The organism is Mycobacterium deserti (assembly GCF_025345615.1).
In the GTDB taxonomy this organism is placed as follows: Bacteria; Actinomycetota; Actinomycetes; order Mycobacteriales; family Mycobacteriaceae; genus Mycobacterium; species Mycobacterium deserti.
The window spans coordinates 515577-535678 of the sequence record NZ_JAODWD010000003.1 but is presented as its reverse complement, the minus strand read 5'-3'; the positions used below and the strand labels follow the sequence as shown (position 1 = coordinate 535678).

Genomic DNA, 20102 nt, shown 5'->3' with positions numbered 1-20102 from the left:
GGGCGTGAACTACTTTGAAGCGATGCCGCAGCGCCGCATGAACATCTCGTCCGAGTCGGCTTTCGAGGCGTCCGTCGGTTACTCGCGCGCCGTGCGCACCGGTCGGTTCGTCGCGGTGGCCGGTACCACCGGGGCGGGCGCGGACATCGCCGCGCAGACGCGGGATGCGTTGCACCGCATCGACGTAGCCCTTCGCGAAGCAGGTGGATCGCTGTCCGACGTGGTGCGAACCCGGATGTTCGTCACCGACATCTCGCTGTGGCGGGAGGTCGGCGCCGTGCACGCCGAATTCTTCGGCGAGATAAAGCCGGTGACGACCATGGTCGAGGTGGCCGCGCTCATCGCTCCCGAGCTGCTCGTCGAGATCGAGGCCGACGCGTACATCGACGACCCAGGCGACCCGATCGACTAGTCCTCCAGCGGAGCGAACCGGCCGTCGGCGCCCGGCCGGTACGGAGTGACGCTTATCACAGAAGTTGTCGGCAACGGACCGTACAAATGTGGGAACACCATGCCATCGGGATCGGCCGGGATACCGGCTTCCCAGCGAATGGGAGAGGACAGACGTTCGTGTTCGATGCGGAGCAGAACCAGATCGGTGCGACCGGCGTAGAGCCGGTTCGCCGGCAGGTGCACCTGCTCGGGCGTCGAGAGGTGTACGAAGCCGGACTCCTGCAGCGAAGCGGGGCGCAGCTCGCCCTCGGCCAGAGCCGATTTCCAGTCGTCAGCGCTGCACATGTGGACCAGCGCGGCCCGCGCAGTGTTCATACCGCCAGCATGCCGGGTGGGCAACTCGACGCATCCGTGAGACACGACACACCGGTGAACCCCTGGGGAACAAGGCCGGAACCCAAAACGTCTGACACAGTGGAGTCACGCGAAGCACAACGGAGGTCGCAATGAACGCAACGCTCACCAGTCCCGCATTGACGAAGGCTGACCGCTGCGATCGTTGCGGCGCGGCGGCCCGTGTGCGCGCGAAGCTGCCTTCGGGCGCCGAGCTGTTGTTCTGCCAGCACCACGCCAACGAGCACGAGGCGAAGCTGGTCGAGCTGGCTGCCGTGATCGAAGTGAGCCCGGTCGACGCCTGACGGCGCGGCCTCGCTGGGCAGCACCACGTTCCGTCAGGAATGCTGGACTGGTCATGACTGACCAGTCCCAGCCGCTGCCACGCAAGCCCTCGCGCCACCACATCCGGCACATCGTCGGGCGGACACTGTCCAAGAGCTGGGACGACTCGATCTTCTCGGAGTCGGCGCAGGCCGCATTCTGGTGCGCGCTGTCGCTGCCGCCGCTGCTGCTGGGCATGCTCGGCAGCCTGGCCTACATCGGGCCACTTTTCGGGCCCGACACATTGCCCGCGATCGAGAGCCAGATCATCCACACGGCTAACAGCTTCTTCTCCCCCAACGTCGTCAGGGAGATCATCGAGCCGACGGTGCGCGATATCGTCAAGGGCGCGCGGGGCGAAGTCGTTTCGGTCGGTTTCGTGATCTCGTTGTGGGCCGGTTCCTCGGCGATCTCGGCGTTCGTCGACTCGATCACCGAAGCGCACGACCAGACCCCGCTGCGCCATCCCGTGCGTCAGCGGTTCTTCGCGCTGGGCCTCTACGTCGTGATGCTGGTCTTCGTGATCGCGACGGCGCCGCTCATCGCGCTCGGTCCCCGCAAGGTCACCCAGTATGTCCCTGACAGTTGGGAACACGTGCTGCGCTTCGGGTATTACCCGGTGCTGTTCATCGGCTTCGTCGCCGCGGTGAACATCCTCTACCGGGTGGCGCTGCCCCGGCCACTGCCGTCGCACCGGCTGCTGATGGGTTCGATACTTGCGGCGTTCGTGTTCTTGCTGACCACGTTCGGGCTGCGGGTCTACCTGGCATCGATTACCGCCACTGGCTACACCTACGGGGCGCTGGCAACGCCGATCGCGTTCCTGTTGTTCGCGTTCTTCCTCGGGTTCGCGATCATGATCGGTGCCGAACTCAACGCGGCCGTCCAAGAGGAGTGGCCCGCACGCGCCACACACGCCAAGCGCTTGCGCTGGTGGCTCGAGGAACGCGCGGACTCGCTCAACGGCGTCACCGCCAAGGCCGCATCGCCCGCGGCCGCACAGGCCGCCGACGAGACTAGCTCTTGAGCTGCTCGAAGATCTTCTTGCAGTCCGGGCAGACGGGCGAGCCCGGCTTGGCCGCTTTCGTCACCGGGAACACCTCGCCGCACAACGCGACGACGTGCGTACCCATGACAGCGCTTTCGGCGATCTTGTCCTTCTTGACGTAGTGGAAGAACTTCGGGCGGTCGCTGTCGGTCCCGTCGTCGACGCGTTCGTCGGTATCAGTGCGTTCGATCGTCTGGGTCTGCATAAACCTATTTTGCCCGTAAGAAATCCGACACGTACAGCAGACGCCTTCTGTGCAACAGTGGAGATATGAAACAAAGCCCTGAGCTGAGTTTCGACGACGATGGCCGGCCGGTTCTCATCACGCGCGCCGCGGTGCCGTACGAGGACCAGCACCGCGAGCGCGTGCGCCGCTACTTGAAGCTGATGTTCTGGCGGATTCCCGCACTGATTCTCGCGGCGGTCGCCTACAGCATCTGGGAGAACGGATTGGTCTCCCTGGCGATCATTTTGGTGTCCGTCCCGCTGCCGTGGATGGCGGTGTTGATCGCCAACGACCGGCCGCCGCGCACCGCCGAAGAGCCTCGGCGATACGACTCCCGACGACGAATCCCGTTGTTCCCCACCGCCGAGCGTCCGGCGCTCGAGCGGCGCGCTCCGGTGTCCCCGCAACCCGAGGCCGACCACCGTGAACGTGATGTTCCCAGCTGAGAAGCTTCTGTCTCTTTTCTAAGGACATTCTCAGGTCGGAGCCGAAAAACCGCTGATCAGAAGGTGTGAACCCGGCGGCGGGTGGGAACTCTTTGACCCACGTGGGCGTTGTAGCTCGTGACAGTTCGACCCGATCAGGAGGCCGTCATGGCAACTGCCACCACCAGCCGCGCCGACAGCGATCTGGACGCCCAAAGTCCGGCTGCTGACCTCGTACGCGTGTATTTGAACGGCATCGGCAAAACGGCGTTGCTGAACGCGGCAGACGAGGTGGAGCTCGCAAAGCGCATCGAGGCAGGGCTTTATGCGCAACATCTGCTCGATACGCGGAAGCGCTTGGGCGAGAACCGCAAACGTGATCTTGCTGCGGTCGTTCGCGACGGCCAGGCGGCGCGGCGCCATCTGCTCGAAGCAAACCTCCGCCTCGTGGTGTCTCTGGCGAAGCGCTACACCGGGCGCGGCATGCCCCTGCTGGACCTGATTCAGGAGGGCAACCTCGGCCTGATCCGTGCGATGGAAAAGTTCGACTACAGCAAGGGATTCAAATTCTCGACCTATGCCACGTGGTGGATCCGCCAGGCGATCACCCGCGGCATGGCCGACCAGAGCCGCACCATCCGGCTGCCCGTCCACTTGGTTGAGCAGGTCAACAAGTTGGCCCGGATCAAGCGCGAGATGCACCAGAACCTCGGCCGCGAAGCCACCGACGAGGAATTGGCCGAGGAGTCGGGCATTCCGGTGGAGAAGATCAACGATCTGCTCGAGCACAGCCGTGACCCGGTGAGCCTCGATATGCCCGTCGGCAGCGACGAGGAGGCTCCGCTCGGCGACTTCATCGAGGACGAGAACGCCATGTCCGCCGAGAACGCAGTCATCTCCGAACTGCTGCACACCGACATCCGGCACGTGCTCGCCACACTCGACGAGCGCGAGCAGCAGGTGATCCGGCTGCGGTTCGGCCTCGACGACGGCCAACCGCGCACGCTCGACCAGATCGGCAAGCTGTTCGGCCTGTCTCGCGAGCGTGTGCGCCAGATCGAGCGCGAGGTGATGGCCAAGCTCCGCAACGGTGAGCGCGCCGACAGGTTGCGCTCGTACGCCAGCTAGACCCAATTCGTCACGATCCCCGCCGGCCCCTCGGCGGGGATCGTGTCATGTTCCACGCGGGTACTGGTGTCGGCGACGTAACAACGCAGTTCAGGCCGTCCGGCCGGTAGACTCGCCCCAGACGGAGGGCTGCCCATGAACGATCTTGTCGATACCACCGAGATGTACCTGCGGACCATCTACGACCTCGAAGAAGAGGGCGTGGTGCCACTGCGGGCGCGCATCGCCGAACGTCTCGACCAGAGTGGTCCCACTGTCAGCCAGACCGTGTCGCGGATGGAACGCGACGGGTTGTTGCACGTCGCGGGTGATCGCCATCTTGAGCTGACGGACAAGGGGCGCATGCTCGCCGTGGCCGTCATGCGCAAGCACCGGCTCGCCGAACGTCTGCTGGTCGACGTGATCGGGCTGCCGTGGGAGGAAGTACACGCCGAGGCGTGCCGCTGGGAGCACGTGATGAGCGAGGACGTCGAGCGCCGGCTGGTGCAGGTTCTCGACAACCCCACCACCTCGCCGTTCGGCAACCCCATTCCCGGTCTGTCCGAACTCGGCCTCATCAGCACCCCGTTGCGCGACCAGATCAACCTCGTCCGTCTCACCGAACTTCCCGCGGGCATGCCCGTCGCCGTCGTCGTGCGCCAGCTCACCGAGCATGTCCAGGGCGACGCCGACCTCATCGGCCGACTCAAGGAAGCCGGCGTCGTACCGAACGCGCGGGTGACCGTCGAAGCCAACGACCACGGCGGCGTGACGATCGTGATCCCCGGCCACGAACAGGTTGAGCTGCCGCACCACATGGCACACGCCGTCAAGGTCGAAAAGGTCTGACCCGCAGGGCCCACGCCGGACGCGGCGGCACGGTTTTCGGCGCGGTCATCCCGCGCGCCTGCCAAAGGCGCGTCTGGCTGGCAACCGCACACCGAGCTGATCGGCCAACCGGTAGCCGGTGACGGCCAGCTCTCGGATCTGTTCGGGCCGCATTCCCGACTGCAACGCCGTGTCGAGCATGCCTGCCATCCGGTGGGTGGCGTCGCAGTGCAATGCCGCATCCAGAGACACACCGGCCAGCGGACCGTCGCCGCGGGCGTACGCCGAGAACGCCAACAGGACCAGCGCCTCGACGCGCGACGGCTCGGGCAGGGTCCGGGAGAGTTCGGCCCACAGCGCCTCGGCCTGCTCGGAGCGCTCCCCGACCGCCAGCGCGTAGAGCGTGTCGCGCACGCGCAGATCGGTCAGCGCGCACGCGAGCCTTGCCAGCACGTCGTCGGTGAGCTGCTCACCGTTGGCGACGTGAGCCGCCGCCGCCATGGCGGCCTCGACATCGCTGCCTGCGTCGGCATCGGACCGGTCGTCGGCCGCAGTGGCGATGATGCGGGCGAGCGCGGCGCTACGGACATGGTCGGAGACAGCGATGACAGCCTGCAGGTCAGCGCGCCTGGCGTAGAGCCTTCGACCGTCGAGCACGGCGGCGGCCGCCAGCGGCGAGGCCGCCGGATCCTCGATGGTGCCTGCGCTGCCGCAGTTGTCCGCGCAGTGCCATCGCCCGCCCGCAGCGACACGGTCGACGACGTGCACAGCCAGCAGTTCGATGCCGTGTTCGGCCAACGCGTCCGCGAGCGTGGCGGCCAGCAGTCGATGCTGCTCCTTGCACATCCGGCAGGTGAACCCGTCCTCGTCGATCACGACCGCGATCGCCGCATCGGGCCCGGCAGCGGCGGCGACCTCGGCGAGATGGCCGACCTCGTCGGCCAAGGCATCGGAAAGATCAACGCGCATAACGCATCCCATCTCGCCGCGGTCGACCGTCACGAGAACGAGGGAATTCTCCGGTACGAAGCCGAGTACGGCAGGCAGGGCGGCGATCAGGACGCCCGGCCGGTTCAGATGGAAGTCGGATGATTGCGATCTGGTCATGGGCTGACCGTCTCGCGGTTAGCCGACTCGCATCGTCACCAACTACTGCTGCACCCGCCCGCCTGGGGATGAATCCGCCATTGGGGACAACTACGGGTCTCGGCACTGCTCCCCCAACGACGGATGAATTCACATCGTCGTGACGCGGGTCGGCATGCGAGATAGACCGAACCGGCGTAGACCTTTCGCTATGGCTTCCATGCTGGAGTACGACCTCGTCGTCATCGGTTCGGGCCCGGGCGGTCAGAAAGCCGCGATAGCGGCTGCGAAGCTCGGCAAGTCGGTCGCCGTCATCGAGCGCGGACGCATGCTCGGCGGTGTTTGCGTGAACACCGGCACGATCCCGTCGAAGACCTTGCGCGAAGCCGTTGTCTACCTGACCGGCATGAGCCAGCGTGAGCTGTACGGCGCAAGCTACCGGGTCAAGGAGAAGATCACGCCGGCCGACCTGCTGGCGCGCACGTCGCACGTGATCGGCAAGGAGCAGGACGTCGTCCGTTCCCAGTTGATGCGCAACCGGATCGACTTGATCCAGGGGCACGGCCGATTCATCGACGCTCACACGGTCCTGGTCGAGGAGCCCACGCGCGGGGAGCGCACCACCGTCAGCGGCGAGTACATCGTGATCGCCACCGGCACCACGCCGGTCCGCCCGACCGGTGTCGAGTTCGACGAGGACCGGGTGCTCGACTCCGACGGCATTCTGGACCTGAAGTCGCTGCCCTCGACGATGGTGGTGGTCGGCGCCGGCGTGATCGGCATCGAGTACGCCTCGATGTTCGCCGCGCTGGGCACCAAGGTCACCGTGGTGGAAAAGCGCGACAACATGCTGGAATTCTGCGATCCCGAGATCGTGGAGGCGCTCAAGTTCCACCTGCGCGACCTGGCGGTGACGTTCCGATTCGGCGAGGAGGTCACCGCCGTCGACGTCGGCTCGGCGGGCACCGTCACCACCCTGGCCAGCGGCAAGCAGATCCCTGCCGAGACGGTGATGTACTCGGCGGGCCGGCAGGGCCAGACCGAACACCTCGACCTGGCCAATGCGGGATTGGAGACCAACTCGCGTGGGCGCATCGACGTCGACAGCAACTTCTGCACCAAGGTCGACCACGTCTACGCCGTCGGCGACGTGATCGGCTTCCCGGCGCTGGCCGCCACCTCGATGGACCAGGGCAGGCTGGCCGCCTACCACGCGTTTGGTGAACCGGCGAAGGGCATGACCGACTTGCAGCCGATCGGCATCTACTCGATTCCCGAGGTGTCCTATGTCGGCGCCACCGAAGTCGAGTTGACCCGCAACGCGATCCCCTACGAGGTCGGAGTCTCGCGCTACCGCGAACTGGCTCGCGGCCAGATCGCCGGCGACTCCTACGGCATGCTCAAGCTGTTGGTCTCCACCGACGACCTCAGGCTGCTGGGCGTGCACATCTTCGGCACCAGCGCCACCGAGATGGTGCACATCGGCCAGGCGGTGATGGGCTGCGGCGGCACGGTCGAGTACCTCGTCGACGCGGTGTTCAACTATCCCACCTTCTCGGAGGCCTACAAGGTCGCCGCGCTCGACGTGATGAACAAGCTGCGGGCGCTCATCCAGTTCCGCGGCTAACTGCAGTCGTCGCCGAAGGCGGTCGGTGCGTCATCACCGGATCCGCCCTCTTCGGCCCGCGCCAGCAGCGCACTGATCGCATCGTCGAATATCGGCGTGTACGAGACGCTTTCGTCGCACCCGCCGCCGTCGAGCCCGCCGACCAGCCCGGTGATGGCAGTGCCGGCGAGCCACGGCGAGCCGGACAAACCGTCGGTCAGACCGTCGCACGGCAGCGCCGGGAACCCGCGCGGTCCGGCGACGGTGGCCGCGGTGCAGCTGATCGGCCCGCCGCCGAAGCCCACCGGGTACCCCGTGACGGCGACGACCGTGCCGGGCGTCGGCGCCCGGCCCAGCGGCAGACCGCCGCCGGCCTCGGTGCGCACGGAGCCGCCGCCATCGCGGCTCACGCGCGCGATCGCAAAGTCCGCGCGCGGGTCCTGGCTGTCCACCCAGCGTTGGTCCACAAACGTGGCCTCGATGCTCCACTCGGGCTGACCGCCTGCCTGACCGCCTGCCTGGCCGTCATAGCCGGGGACGAAGGTGGCGTCTAGATCGCCGGTCAAACAGTGCGCGGCGGTGAGGATGAGGTCGGCGCGCGGCGAGTCCAGCACGGCCCCGCTGCATGTGTGCAAGGGCCCGCCGCCGATGAACAACGCACCGACCGCCGCATGGGGCTGCGCCGGCTGGGCACTGGGACCGCCCGTGGGCGGGGCACCGGGCGGCTCCTGCCCGGCGCCGCATGACGCGACCGCGGCGAACAATCCCGCCGCCACAGCTGTCCTGGCGACCGCCGATACGCGCATGTCGCCGATTTTGCCTGCATGCGCCAAGGTGGTGTGGGGACGGCCACGACGGGAACGCAGCAGGGGATACACGAGTTGTCACGGTGAGGGCGTTTAATGGCTTGGCACCGCAAGAAGGCGAGGTAGTAGATGGCGGACGACGCAGATCACCCAGAGCAGCGCTACACGCCCGAGCAGACCGGGATGTACGAGCTGGAGTTCCCCGCGCCGCAACTGTCCTCCGCCGATGGTCGCGGTCCGGTGTTGATCCACGCGCTGGAGGGGTTCTCGGACGCCGGGCACGCGATCCGCCTGGCCGCCCAGCACCTGAAAAACACCCTTGACACCGAACTGGTCGCGTCGTTCGCGATCGACGAACTGCTGGACTACCGGTCACGGCGCCCGCTGATGACCTTCAAGACCGACCACTTCACCCACTACGAGGAGCCCGAGCTCAACCTGTACGCGCTGCACGACAGCGTCGGGACACCGTTTCTGCTGCTTGCCGGGCTCGAGCCGGACCTGCGCTGGGAACGGTTCATCACCGCGGTGCGCATGCTGGCCGAGCGCCTCGGCGTGCGGCGGGTCATCGGCCTGGGCACCATCCCGATGGCCGTGCCGCACACCCGCCCGATCACGCTGACCGCGCACGCCAGCGACAAGGAGCTGATCGCCGACCACCAGCCCTGGGTGGGCGAGGTGCAGGTGCCCGGCAGCGCGTCGAACCTGCTGGAGTTCCGGATGTCGCAACACGGCCACGAGGTGGTCGGGTACACGGTCCACGTTCCGCACTACCTGGCGCAGACGGACTATCCAGCCGCCGCCGAGGCGCTACTGGCCGAGGTCGCCAAGAGCGGCTCGCTCGAGATCCCGCTGAACCCGCTGTTCGAGGCGGGTGCGGAGGTACTCACCAAGATCAACGAGCAGGTCGAGGCCAGCGCCGAGGTCGCGCAGGTGGTGGCCGCGCTCGAGCGCCAGTACGACGCGTTTGTTTCGGCCCAGGAGAACCGTTCCCTGCTGGCCCATGACGAGGACTTGCCCAGCGGCGACGAGCTCGGCGCTGAGTTCGAACGGTTCTTGGCCCAGCAGACCAAGCACAAGGACCGCTACAACGAAGGCGACGACTCCAAATAGCGCCCGCCCCGGTCGGCGGCTAAGTTGGCGCAATGGCCGCGCGACCGAATCTGCGACCGGTGCGGGAGGTCACGCCCACCCTGCACTTCCGCACCGTCCACGGATACCGGCGTGCGTTCCGGGTGGCCGGCTCCGGGCCCGCGATCTTGCTGATCCACGGCATCGGGGACAACTCCACGACCTGGAGCACGGTGCAGACCAAACTGGCGCAGCGGTTCACCGTCATCGCCCCGGACCTGTTGGGCCACGGCAAGTCCGACAAGCCCCGCGCCGACTACTCGGTGGCGGCCTACGCCAACGGCATGCGGGATCTGCTCAGCGTGCTCGACATCGACCGGGTCACCGTGGTCGGTCACTCGTTGGGCGGTGGGGTGGCCATGCAGTTCGCCTATCAGTTCCCGCAGCTCGTCGATCGGCTGATCCTGGTCGGTGCGGGCGGCGTGACCAAAGACGTCAATGTGGCGCTGCGGTTCGCGTCGCTGCCCGGAGCCAGCGAGGCGCTGGCGCTGTTGCGCCTGCCGCTGGTGCTGCCTGCGCTGCAAATCGCAGGGCGCGCGGCGGGTGCGGCGTTCGGCTCGTCGGGACTGGGCCGCGACCTTCCGGAAATGCTACGGATCCTGGCCGACCTGCCGGAGCCGACGGCGTCATCGGCGTTCGCACGCACGCTGCGCGCGGTGGTCGACTGGCGCGGCCAGGTGGTGACGATGCTGGACCGCTGCTACCTGACCAGTTCGGTTCCGGTGCAATTGATCTGGGGCAGCGGCGATTCTGTCATCCCGGTCAGCCACGCGCGGATGGCGCACTCGGCGATGCCGGGGTCACGCTTGGAGATCTTCGACGGGTCCGGGCACTTTCCCTTCCGCGACGACCCGGACCGTTTCGTCGAGGTCGTCGAGCGCTTCATCGATTCCACCGAACCCGCCGAGTACGACCAGGAATACCTGCGCGGACTGCTGCGCACCGGCATCGAGGAGTCGGCAATCTCCGGGTCGTTCGACACCCGGGTCGCCGTGCTCGACGCGATGGACGCCGACGAACGCAGCGCCACCTGATCGTCGGGTCCGACGAAGTAGCATCGGCCCATGGCCATCGACGTGACGGTGTTGCGTGTCTTCACCGACCCTCAGGGCAACTACGGCAACCCGCTCGGCGTCGTCGATGCGAGCACGGTGGACGCAGGAGACCGCCAGCGTGTCGCCGCGCAATTGGGTTACAGCGAAACGATATTCATCGACATGCCACAGCCGGGCGCCGGCACTGCACACGCACGGATTTTCACTCCGGCAACGGAGTTGCCCTTTGCCGGGCATCCGACCGTCGGCGCGGCCTGGTGGCTGCGCGACCGGGGTACGCCGGTCCACACCCTGCAGGTGCCCGCGGGCATCGTGCAGGTGAGCTATGCCGATGATCTGACATCGGTCTCCGCCCGTTCGGAGTGGGCGCCTGAGTTCGCCATCTACACCCTGGCATCAACCGAAGAGCTGTTCGCCGCGGACCCCGATGATTTTCCCGCCGACGTCAACCACTACCTGTGGACGTGGACCGACAAGGAGCAGGGGGTGGTGCGGTCGCGAATGTTCGCGACCGACCTAGGCGTACCCGAGGACGAGGCCACCGGCGCCGCGGCCGTGCGCATCACCGATTACCTCAGCCGCGACCTGACGATCGTGCAGGGAAAGGGGTCGGTGATTCATACCGAGTGGAGTCCGGAGGGCTGGGTTCGCGTCGCCGGTCGCGTGGCCGACGACGGCATCAGGCACCTCGACTGAGCGAGGTCGTAATCAGCCGGGAGCGGGCTGCGGGGACCGTCGGTGTGCGCGCAGCGCCTCGATCTCGCGCTCGAAGTCTTCGGCGGAGTTGAACCCGCGGTAGACCGACGCGAACCGCAGATACGCCACCTCGTCGAGATCTCGCAGTGGACCGAGAATCGCCAGCCCCACCTCGTGGCTGGGCACTTCGGGCGATCCGGTGGCCCGCACCGCATCCTCCACCTGCTGGGCAAGCAGATTGAGCGCGTCGTCGTCGACCTGCCGGCCCTGACACGAGCGCCGCACCCCCTTGATGACCTTCTCGCGGCTGAACGGCTCGGTGACACCGCTGCGCTTCACGACAGCGAGCACCGCGGTCTCGACAGTGGTGAACCGCCTGCCACACTCGGGGCACGACCTGCGCCGTCGAATCGCCTGACCTTCATCGGTCTCCCGGGAATCGACCACGCGGGAATCTGGATGACGACAGAACGGACAGTGCATCACCGCTCCTTCGCCGCACCAACCAACATCGACTCTGAACGCCTTCGAGCGTACCTGCGCGGTACTTCGTCGGTTCATCGTCGTGCTCATTGGCGCATTCGCGGCGGGCGCGTGGAACACAACCGTTGTGCGACAGACTGTTTCACCGCTCACGGCGGCCGTCAGCCGATCGGCGCGATCAGCGTCTGCCCCGCGTCCAGCGCCGCGGTGTCGAGCTGGTTGAGTTCGCGGATCCGCTCGACGACCTGGCTCACCGGCGCATCCGGCGCCACCCGACGGGCCACATGCTGCAGTGTCTCGCCGGTCTGGACCTGCACCACTGCCAGCTCCCCCGGCACCGTCGCCGACGTGCCGACCACGCCGCCGACCTGTGCCACCAGGCCCAGCCACAACGTGATGCCCGCAGCGACCAGCGCGAGAAGCACCGTGGTGGCCGGCGTGATGGGGCGCCGCCGGTGCGAGGCGCGCGACATCAGCACGCCGGTGCCCCGATACCGCATCGGCGCCCCGCCGGGCCGGCGGACGGGCGGCCTGCGCCGCCCGTCCGCAGGTCGGATGCCCGGCCTGACCATGGGTGACGCCTGAAAGTCCCGAGTGTCGAGAATCGTCATTGTCCTGCCTTCCGGTGCGGTCGTTCGCTCTTGTGTTCGAACAGTACTCGATCACACGTTCGATTTGTAGAACACGTGATCGAACTGTTGCGAAACGCTAGAGCACCCCACCGACAAATTTCGGACAGCGCCGACAGCAGCAGATCGGCCGCGACACGCGTCGAACACATGTTTGATTAATCGTTGTTCGCGGGTTAGATTCGGCGCCATGGACTCCACCAGCGATACCCCGGGCACGGACAGCACGGACGGACGCAGGGCACTCGATACGGGTCTGACCGAGCGTCAACGCACCATCCTCGACGTCATCCGCGCATCCGTCACCACGCGCGGATACCCCCCGAGCATCAGGGAAATCGGCGACGCGGTCGGCCTGACGTCGACATCGTCGGTGGCTCACCAGCTGCGCACGCTGGAGCGCAAGGGCTACCTGCGACGTGATCCCAACCGGCCGCGCGCCGTGGACGTGCGCACCGCCGAGGAGGTCGCGGCCCCGGTGGTGGCCACCGACGTGGCCGGCTCGGACGCGCTACCGGAGCCGACGTTCGTTCCCGTGCTGGGCCGCATCGCCGCGGGTGGTCCGATTCTCGCGGAGGAGGCCGTCGAGGACGTCTTCCCGCTGCCGCGTGAACTCGTGGGCGAGGGATCGCTGTTCCTGCTCAAGGTCGTGGGCGAATCGATGGTCGACGCCGCCATCTGTGATGGCGACTGGGTGGTGGTGCGGCAACAGAACGTCGCCGACAACGGTGACATCGTCGCGGCCATGATCGACGGTGAGGCCACGGTCAAGACCTTCAAACGTACGCGCGGGCAGGTGTGGCTGATGCCACACAACCCGGCGTTCGACCCGATCCCCGGCAACGACGCGGCCGTGCTCGGCAAGGTCGTGACGGTCATCCGCAAGATCTAGCGGATCTACTCGCCGGGCACGAATCCATTCGTGCGGGCGAATTCCTCGCTGGCGAACCAGATTTCGGCGCGGGCCGCGTCATAGAGTGCGCTACCCGGCGCGAAGTACAGGCCTGATCTGGTGTCGGCCTTGATGGGATAGCCCTCGGGCGCCTCGTCGGGATCGTCGAGCGGCAGGCGAAACGCGGTGCGCGGCGTCGGATCCGGTTCGTCGATCTCGATGCGCGCATGCCGCCCGGTGTCGGTTAGCGGATCACGCTCGACAGGAACACGGGTGGGGGTGGTGTCGACGTTGTCGGGGTCCTCGTCCTCGTCCTGCGCGGCGGCAGGCGCTCCGGCAATCGTGTCGCCCGCGCTCGGCGGCGCACCCCACACATCGGGGTCCGCGGTGCCGGTGTCGTCCGGTTGCGACGACAGGGCGCCCAGGCCCTCGCGCGCGTACCGGTCGCCGAACATCGCCGCGGAATAGTCGTCGGAACCAGGTGAGTGCTCCGGCGCACCCATCGGGGCGAACGCGGCCGCCTCGTCGCGTCCGAAACCGACGTCGTCGAAGCGGTCGTCGAAGCGGTCGTCGTCGTCGTGCCGGCGCCGTGTCGCGAACACCACCAGGCCGATCAGTACCAGGATCGGAATGAGGCCCAGCAGCCACCACCAGTTCCACTCGAACCACTTGTCGCCGTTGGGCTCTGCTGCCTTCGGCTGCTCCGGCGACTCCGGGGTCTGGCCGGGCACCTCCAAACCGATCAGCTCGGCCGCAAGATTCGACGGCTCGGTGGTGAAAGTGCCCTTCGACCGGTCCCACGACACCACCCCGCCGCTGAACCGCTGCGTGACGACCTCGCCGTTTTCAGACTCGTCGGCCATCGGCGCGCCCAGCGTTCCCCTGGCGGCGTCCAACTTCTGCCACGCGGCGTTCATCGCGCCGCGCACGATCACCGCACCGTAATCGGGTGTCCAGAAGATGACCGGTTTGTCCTCGGCCGCGAAGGTGGTCACCTTGCTCGACGTCGTGAGACCGCCGTCCTGTTCACCGGTGGTCGGGAACCCGAGATCGCCCTGGGGCCCGCCGACGCTCTCGTACTTCGCCAACACCAAACCGGTGACGACGTGCGCGCCGGTGGCCGGCGTGTAGAAGATCTTGCCGCGAGCGAAGTCCTGTCCAAGGCCGTCGGAACCGATCTTGTACGGCTCACCCTTGGCGGCGCCCAGCGGCCCCAGCGTTCCCCCCGCGGCACGACGGGCCGCGTTGATCGCCGATGTCGGGTCGTCGGGCACTGCCAGGCCTGCCAACTCCCCCGCGAGGTTGGGCGGCACCGTGGTGAAGGTCTTGTCGACGCTGTTGTAGGTCACCTCGCCGCCGGTGAACTTCTGCGTGACCACATCACCGCGGTAGGCCTCGTCCTCGGCAGGCACCCCCAGCGGGCCCGAGGATCCGCCGAGCTTGTCCCAGGCGGCGTTGATCGCACCCCGAACCACGCGGGCGCCCGTCGCGGGCGTCCAGAAGATCACGGGCTTGTCGGTGGCTGAAAACGTCGTGTTGAGGCTCTCCGGCGCCCGTCCGGGGCCCTCGTCGATGGTCGGAAAGCCGAGGTCGCTGTCGGCCGGGCCGCCCAGCGATTCGTACTTCTCGAGGATGGCTCCTCTCATGACACGCGCGCCGGTGGCCGGGGTGAAGAAGATCTTGCCGCCGGCGAAGTTCGCGCCGAAGCCGTCGCCGACCCGGTAGACGTCGCCGTTCCTCGGGCCCAGCGGACCGCCGTCGCCGCCATTGGCGGTCCACGCCGCCGTGATGGCGTCTCCTGCCTCGCTTTCCGGCGTCGCCACCGCAGCCGGGGCGAGTAGCACCGCGCACGCGAGAAACCCGACGGTTATGCAGCCGAGCACGGCGCTGGCCCGTTGCCTGCTCATTCACCCTCCCGGCGGTCGGCGCAAAGACACGTCGACGCTAGCGCGTCACCCATCGCACCGTTGCGTGACGTCGATGTTCGAGCGTGTCGCCCGCGCCGGCGCCGAGTTGATCAGACGCCCATGCTGCGGCCGATGATCTCCTTCATGATCTCGGTCGTACCGCCGTAGATGGTCTGCACGCGAGAGTCCAGGTATGCCCGGGCCACCGGATACTCGCGCATGTAGCCGTACCCGCCGTGCAACTGCAGGCACCGGTCGATCAGGTACACCTGCTTCTCGGTCGAGTACCACTTCGCCATCGCCGCCTGCTCGACGGTCAGTTTCTCCTCGAGATGGAGTTTGAGGAACTCGTCGACCATCACGCGCACCACCGTGGCTTCCGTCGCCAACTCGGCGAGCAGGAACCGACTGTTCTGCTGGCTGCCGATCGGTCGGCCGAAAGCCTTGCGCTCCTTTGCATATTGCAGGGTCGACTCGAGGACGGCCTCCATCGCGGTCGCGGCCATCACCGCGATGCTGATGCGCTCCTGTGGCAGGTTCTGCATGAGGTAGACGAAGCCCATGCCTTCCTCGCCGAGCAGATTCTCGGCGGGCACCTTGACGTCGGTGAACGACAACTCCGCGGTGTCCTGGGCCTCCATCCCGATCTTGTCGAGCTTGCGGCCGCGTTCGAAGCCCTCCATGTCGCGTTCGACCACCAGCAGGGAGAAGCCCATCGCACCCTTGTCGGGATCGGTGCAGGCGACGACGATCACCAGGTCCGCGTTGATCCCGTTGGTGATGAACGTCTTGGCCCCATTGAGCACGTAGTGATCGCCGTCTTTGACTGCCCGGGTCTTGATGTTCTGCAGATCGCTGCCGGTGCCGGGTTCGGTCATGGCGATCGCGGTGATGATCTCGCCGGTGCAGAACTGGGGCAGCCAGCGTTGTTTCTGCTCCTCGGTGGCCAACCGCAGCAGATACGGCGCGACGACGTCGTTGTGCAGCGTGAAGCCGATGCCGCTGTAGCGCCCCGCGGTCGTCTCCTCGGTGATGATCGTGTTGTAGCGAAAGTCGGGATTGCCGCCGCCGCCGTACTCCTCTGGCACCGCCATCCCCAGAAAGCCCTGCTTGCCGGCCTCCAACCAGACGCCGCGGTCGACGATCTTGTCCTGCTCCCACTGCTCGTGGTGCGGCGCGACGTGACGGGAGAGGAACGCCCGGTAGGACTCGCGGAACAGATCGTGCTCAGCCTCGAACAGGGTGCGGTCGTAGTGGACGACGCCGCCCATGGCGTTACCTCCGGTACTGGGTGTTGGATTCGGCCAAGATATACCAACCGGATGGTTGGTCGCCCGGTGGACCCCACTGTCCGTCGTCGGCCGAACTTAGACTCGCGCCCATGTCCGACGCCCCAACCAGCCTGACGCACTGGGGCGCCTTCACCGCCGATGTCGACTCGGGCGACATCGCCGCCGTGCGGCCCATCGACGGCGACGCCGATCCGTCACCACTGCTGGGCAATCTGCCCGGTTCGATCCGGCACCGGTCGCGGATCGCGGCACCGGTCGTGCGGCGCGGATGGCTGCGCGACGGGCCAGGTCCGACGACGCGGCGTGGCGCCGACGAATTCGTCGCCGTGTCATGGGACGAGCTCACCGAGCTGCTCGCAGGCGAACTCCGGCGCGTTGTCGACACGCACGGAAACGAGGCCATCTTCGGCGGCTCCTACGGGTGGGCCAGCGCCGGTCGGTTCCACCACGCGCAGAGTCAGATTCATCGCTTCTTGAACCTGCTCGGCGGCTATACGTTCTCCCGACACTCCTACAGCCTTGGCGCAACCGGAGTGATCATGCCGCGGATCGTCGGGACCCACGACGACCTGTTCAAACGGTCCACCGCATGGGAGGTCATCGTCGAGCACACCGATCTGCTGGTGTGTTTCGGCGGTATGGCGTTGAAGAACACGGCGATCAACCACGGCGCCACGACAACGCATCCCGCGCGAGATGCGTTGCGCCGCTTCCGCGAACGTGGCGGGCGGATCGTCTCGTTCTCTCCGCTGCGCGACGACGTACACGGTGAGTGCGAGTGGCATGCACCGGTGCCTGGCACCGACGTGGCGATCATGCTCGCCCTTGCACACGTGCTGGCCACCGAGTCGCTGGCGGACCGGGATTTCCTCAACACCTACTGCACCGGCTACGACCGTTTCGAGCGCTACCTTCTCGGCCTCGACGACGGCCTGCCGAAATCACCCCATTGGGCCGCGGAGTTCTGCGGCGTGCCCGCCGACGACCTCATCGCACTGGCTAGGCGAATGGCCGCGGGGCGGACGATCGTCACTGTGAGCTGGTCGCTGCAGCGGGTCCGGTTCGGCGAGCAGGCACCGTGGATGGGGCTGACCCTTGCCGCCATGCTGGGCCAAATCGGCCTTCCCGGAGGGGGTTTCGGCCACGGATACGGTTCGATGAACGAGCCGGGCCTGCCGCCGCTGCGATTCGGCCTGCCGCGGCTGCCACAGGGTGTGAACCCGGTGCGGACGTTCATCCCGGTGGCCGCCGTCAGCGACATGCTGCTTCACCCCGGGGAGCAGTTCGACTACAACGGGCGACGGCTGACCTACCCCGACATCAAGCTCGTCTACTGGGCCGGCGGCAACCCGTTTCACCATCACCAGGACATTCCGCGGCTGCGCCGGGCGCTCGGACGCGTCGACACACTCGTGGTGCACGAGCCGTACTGGACCGCCATGGCCAAGCACGCCGACATCGTGGTGCCCTCGACCACCTCCTTCGAGCGCGACGACTTCTCCGGCTCGCGAAACGATCCCGTGTTGATGGCGATGCCCAAACTGGCCGAGCCGTACGCCCAGTCACGCGACGACTACACGACCTTCGCCGCGCTAGCGGACCGCCTCGGCTTCGGCGAGCAGTTCACCGAGGGCCGCACCGCGCGGCAATGGTTGGCGCATCTGTATGAAAAATGGTCGGCGGGGCTGGATTTCGCGGTGCCGACGTTCGAGGAGTTCTGGCGACGCGGCCGGCTGCGGCTGCCGACCGAAGACGGCCTGACACTGCTGGCCGACTTCCGCGCAGACCCGATCGAGCACCGGTTGGCGACTCCGAGCGGGCGCATCGAGATCTTCTCGGCCGCTATCGCCGGCTTCGGCTACCCGGATTGCGCGGGCCATCCGAAGTGGTATGCGCCCGACGAATGGCTCGGGGGTGCGCGTGCGGTGCGCTATCCGCTGCATCTGCTCGCAAATCAGCCCGCGTCGCGACTGCACAGTCAGCTCGACGGCGGTGCAGTCAGTCAGGCCTCCAAGGTGCGGGGTCGCGAACCCATTCGTATGCATCCGGCCGACGCCGCCGCACGCGGACTCGTCGATGGCGACATCGTGCGCGTGTTCAACGACCGCGGTGCCTGCCTGGCGGGCGTAGTGATCGACGACCGCTTGCGCCGCTACGTGGTGCAGCTGGCGACCGGCGCCTGGTTCGACCCCGCCGATCCGGCGGACCCGGACGCGATGTGTGTGCACGGCAATCCGAATGTGCTCACCGCCGACGTCGGCACGTCGTCGCTGGCGCACGGCAGTACTGGCGCACACGCGCTGGTGCAGATCGAAAAGTTCACCGGCGTGTTGCCACCCGTGCGGGCACACGAGCCTCCGGTGATCGTCGGCAGCTGATCGGCCAGGCCGCGCGTCCGTGATCGCGTTTCGTTTAGTGGATGAGGATTGCGGGAAACTCCTGGTCACCAGTAACCGACAGGGAGGAACCTGCAATGTCGTCGAACAACAGCGGCCCCGAGGAAGCAGTCAAGGGGGTCGTCGAAGGCGTCAAGGGCAAGGTCAAGGAAGTCGCCGGCGCGGTGGCCGGACGCGACGACCTGTATCGCGAGGGCCAGGCCCAGCAGGACAAGGCCGAAGCGCAGCGCAATGCGGCGCAGAAGGAAGCCGAGGCCGAGAGCGCTCGCGCCGCAGCCAACACGGCCGAAAAGCGGCAAGCGGCAGAGCAGCAGTAGAGCTGCCAGGCGAAGGGCGCGGAGACGGCCTAATCGGCCTCGGACAGGTAGATCACACCGTCTCGGATCTCGACGGGATACGTCGTCAGCTTCAGTCTCCGACCCAACGCCTCAACGGCCGACGAATAGGGCTTGAAGCCGAACACCCGGCCCTTAGGGCCTTCCCGCATGGTGCCGTCGGTGACGTCGTAACGGGCACGGTGCCACGGACATTCGAGGCAGCCCGACTCGGTGACCCGGCCGCGGCCGAGTTTGGCGAACTGGTGCCGACAGATATTGCCGGTGGCGAAGGCCGCGCCGGCGGGAGTCATCCCCACCGCCAGCACGCCGTAGTCGTCGGTCTTGACCTCGACCACACCGCGCTCGCCCAACTCGTCGACGCGCACCAGCCGTCGGCCGCGGGCTTCGACCGGGCGATCGTGGGTGACCGGAGGCAGGATGCCTCGGGTGGGGGCGCTGCGCCCGTGCGGGTCCCTGGTCCAGGACACGCGGTCAGCCCAGTACCCGTTGCAGGACGCCCTTCGACACCTCTTCGGGGCGGTACTGCTCGCTTGCATAGGCGCCGATCAACACGATCGCTCCGGTGAGAGCGGGCACCGCCCACTGCAGCGCCTTGAGTTGTTTCTGGGCCGACGCGACATCGGGAGGAGTGGCGATGGACGGTGTGGTGCCGTCCGACGCGGGCACCGCTTCGTGCTCGGAGACCCGCCGGCCGAGCATCCGGCTGTAGCCGGTCGCGCCCAGAGCCGCGACGGTCAGCGCGGTCTTTATCCCCGCCATCGTCGGAACGCCCTGCTGCACCTTGGCGCGACCCAGGTCGTGCTTCACCAGACCGACCGCGCCCGCGAGGTGGGCACCGATCGCCGCGGCGTTTACCGGCGTCCACCGGTCCCAACCCTCGTTCGCCACCGCGCCGACGCGTGAGTCGGCACCGGCCTGCGACGCGGCCGGATTCAGGGCGACCGCATTCGCCAGGGTTCCGCCGAACCATGCGGCCAGTCCCACGTCGTGCAGTTGATGAAAGATCGTGCTCTTGGCCATGGCAACTCCTACGCCTCATAC

23 protein-coding genes are annotated in these 20102 nt (G+C 67.2%); 13 read left to right on the top strand and 10 right to left on the bottom strand.

Translation table 11 applies throughout. From position 1 onward, the window contains the following. Positions 1-22: 22 nt before the first annotated feature. A complete protein-coding gene (locus N4S67_RS13995; protein ID WP_260993574.1) occupies positions 23-412 on the top strand; it encodes a RidA family protein in 390 nt (129 codons plus the stop codon). Here the strand turns inward: N4S67_RS13995 and N4S67_RS13990 are convergent. Continuing rightward, the gene (locus N4S67_RS13990; RefSeq protein WP_260993573.1) at positions 409-768 is read right to left on the bottom strand and encodes a DUF952 domain-containing protein; all 360 of its coding nucleotides are present in this window, start codon (positions 766-768) and stop codon (positions 409-411) included. The two genes, N4S67_RS13995 and N4S67_RS13990, sit on opposite strands and share 4 nt — an antisense overlap. Before the next feature lie 131 nt (positions 769-899). Here N4S67_RS13990 and N4S67_RS13985 point away from each other — a divergent pair, with 131 nt between their 5' ends. Both N4S67_RS13985 and N4S67_RS13980 read left to right on the top strand, forming a co-directional pair. Then, complete coding sequence (locus N4S67_RS13985; protein WP_260993572.1) at positions 900-1091, top strand: DUF7455 domain-containing protein; 192 nt, start codon at positions 900-902, stop codon at positions 1089-1091. A 53-nt stretch (positions 1092-1144) separates the two neighbouring features. Next, positions 1145-2137, top strand: coding sequence for a YihY/virulence factor BrkB family protein (locus N4S67_RS13980; protein WP_260993571.1), 993 nt, complete (start codon positions 1145-1147; stop codon positions 2135-2137). Here N4S67_RS13980 and N4S67_RS13975 read toward each other — a convergent pair. After that, positions 2127-2363: a DUF3039 domain-containing protein gene (locus tag N4S67_RS13975; protein ID WP_260993570.1), complete on the bottom strand. Its 237-nt coding sequence runs from the start codon at positions 2361-2363 to the stop codon at positions 2127-2129. The two genes, N4S67_RS13980 and N4S67_RS13975, sit on opposite strands and share 11 nt — an antisense overlap. Positions 2364-2428: 65 nt before the next feature. Here N4S67_RS13975 and N4S67_RS13970 point away from each other — a divergent pair, with 65 nt between their 5' ends. The 3 genes from N4S67_RS13970 (at position 2429) to N4S67_RS13960 (ending at position 4765) form a co-directional block, all read left to right on the top strand. Next, positions 2429-2830, top strand: a complete 402-nt coding sequence (locus N4S67_RS13970; protein WP_260993569.1) for a DUF3099 domain-containing protein — start codon at positions 2429-2431, stop codon at positions 2828-2830. A 147-nt stretch (positions 2831-2977) separates the two neighbouring features. After that, the gene (locus N4S67_RS13965; RefSeq protein ID WP_260993568.1) at positions 2978-3937 is read left to right on the top strand and encodes a sigma-70 family RNA polymerase sigma factor; all 960 of its coding nucleotides are present in this window, start codon (positions 2978-2980) and stop codon (positions 3935-3937) included. 135 nt (positions 3938-4072) lie between these two features. Further along, positions 4073-4765 carry a metal-dependent transcriptional regulator gene (locus tag N4S67_RS13960; RefSeq protein WP_260993567.1) on the top strand — a complete coding sequence of 231 codons (693 nt, stop codon included), beginning with the start codon at positions 4073-4075 and terminating at the stop codon, positions 4763-4765. A 45-nt stretch (positions 4766-4810) separates the two neighbouring features. Here N4S67_RS13960 and N4S67_RS13955 read toward each other — a convergent pair whose 3' ends face one another. Then, positions 4811-5851, bottom strand: coding sequence for a DUF4192 domain-containing protein (locus tag N4S67_RS13955; RefSeq protein WP_260993566.1), 1041 nt, complete (start codon positions 5849-5851; stop codon positions 4811-4813). A 199-nt stretch (positions 5852-6050) separates the two neighbouring features. On the opposite strand from N4S67_RS13955, the gene sthA reads away from it, so the two are divergent. Next, positions 6051-7457 (top strand): Si-specific NAD(P)(+) transhydrogenase, encoded by a 1407-nt coding sequence (sthA, locus tag N4S67_RS13950; protein ID WP_260994038.1) that lies wholly within the window; start codon positions 6051-6053, stop codon positions 7455-7457. Here sthA and N4S67_RS13945 read toward each other — a convergent pair. Further along, positions 7454-8242: a serine protease gene (locus tag N4S67_RS13945; protein ID WP_260993565.1), complete on the bottom strand. Its 789-nt coding sequence runs from the start codon at positions 8240-8242 to the stop codon at positions 7454-7456. The two genes, sthA and N4S67_RS13945, sit on opposite strands and share 4 nt — an antisense overlap. 129 nt (positions 8243-8371) lie before the next feature. Here N4S67_RS13945 and N4S67_RS13940 point away from each other — a divergent pair, with 129 nt between their 5' ends. Genes N4S67_RS13940 through N4S67_RS13930 form a run of 3 tightly spaced genes read left to right on the top strand, consistent with a single transcriptional unit; the run spans position 8372 to position 11124 of the window. After that, positions 8372-9355 carry a proteasome assembly chaperone family protein gene (locus tag N4S67_RS13940; RefSeq protein ID WP_260993564.1) on the top strand — a complete coding sequence of 328 codons (984 nt, stop codon included), beginning with the start codon at positions 8372-8374 and terminating at the stop codon, positions 9353-9355. 32 nt (positions 9356-9387) lie between these two features. Further along, on the top strand, positions 9388-10407 hold the full coding sequence (locus N4S67_RS13935; protein WP_260993563.1) for an alpha/beta fold hydrolase: 1020 nt from the start codon (positions 9388-9390) through the stop codon (positions 10405-10407). 30 nt (positions 10408-10437) lie between these two features. Continuing rightward, positions 10438-11124 (top strand): PhzF family phenazine biosynthesis protein, encoded by a 687-nt coding sequence (locus N4S67_RS13930; protein ID WP_260993562.1) that lies wholly within the window; start codon positions 10438-10440, stop codon positions 11122-11124. Positions 11125-11136: 12 nt separating this feature from the next. Here the strand turns inward: N4S67_RS13930 and nrdR are convergent, their stop codons facing one another. Continuing rightward, positions 11137-11607 (bottom strand): transcriptional regulator NrdR, encoded by a 471-nt coding sequence (gene nrdR, locus N4S67_RS13925; RefSeq protein WP_260993561.1) that lies wholly within the window; start codon positions 11605-11607, stop codon positions 11137-11139. Between the two features lie 161 nt (positions 11608-11768). After that, on the bottom strand, positions 11769-12218 hold the full coding sequence (locus tag N4S67_RS13920) for a LysM peptidoglycan-binding domain-containing protein (protein ID WP_260993560.1): 450 nt from the start codon (positions 12216-12218) through the stop codon (positions 11769-11771). A gap of 208 nt (positions 12219-12426) precedes the next feature. Here N4S67_RS13920 and lexA point away from each other — a divergent pair, with 208 nt between their 5' ends. Further along, positions 12427-13128, top strand: a complete 702-nt coding sequence (gene lexA, locus N4S67_RS13915; protein ID WP_260993559.1) for a transcriptional repressor LexA — start codon at positions 12427-12429, stop codon at positions 13126-13128. A 5-nt stretch (positions 13129-13133) separates the two neighbouring features. On the opposite strand, the gene N4S67_RS13910 is transcribed toward lexA, so the two are convergent. Both N4S67_RS13910 and N4S67_RS13905 read right to left on the bottom strand, forming a co-directional pair. Then, a complete protein-coding gene (locus N4S67_RS13910) occupies positions 13134-15035 on the bottom strand; it encodes an LGFP repeat-containing protein (RefSeq protein WP_260993558.1) in 1902 nt (633 codons plus the stop codon). 110 nt (positions 15036-15145) lie between these two features. Beyond that, positions 15146-16306, bottom strand: a complete 1161-nt coding sequence (locus N4S67_RS13905) for an acyl-CoA dehydrogenase family protein (RefSeq protein WP_260993557.1) — start codon at positions 16304-16306, stop codon at positions 15146-15148. A 110-nt stretch (positions 16307-16416) separates the two neighbouring features. Between N4S67_RS13905 and N4S67_RS13900 the strand changes: the two genes are divergently transcribed. Both N4S67_RS13900 and mbp1 read left to right on the top strand, forming a co-directional pair. Then, entirely contained in the window at positions 16417-18705 is a 2289-nt protein-coding gene (locus N4S67_RS13900; protein WP_260993556.1) for a molybdopterin guanine dinucleotide-containing S/N-oxide reductase, read from the top strand. Between the two features lie 95 nt (positions 18706-18800). Continuing rightward, positions 18801-19040, top strand: a complete 240-nt coding sequence (gene mbp1, locus N4S67_RS13895; RefSeq protein WP_260993555.1) for a microaggregate-binding protein 1 — start codon at positions 18801-18803, stop codon at positions 19038-19040. Positions 19041-19069: 29 nt separating this feature from the next. Here mbp1 and N4S67_RS13890 read toward each other — a convergent pair whose 3' ends face one another. Further along, on the bottom strand, positions 19070-19528 hold the full coding sequence (locus tag N4S67_RS13890) for a Rieske (2Fe-2S) protein (protein ID WP_260993554.1): 459 nt from the start codon (positions 19526-19528) through the stop codon (positions 19070-19072). Positions 19529-19532: 4 nt separating this feature from the next. Beyond that, positions 19533-20081, bottom strand: coding sequence for a hypothetical protein (locus tag N4S67_RS13885; protein ID WP_260993553.1), 549 nt, complete (start codon positions 20079-20081; stop codon positions 19533-19535). Positions 20082-20102: the final 21 nt, after the last annotated feature.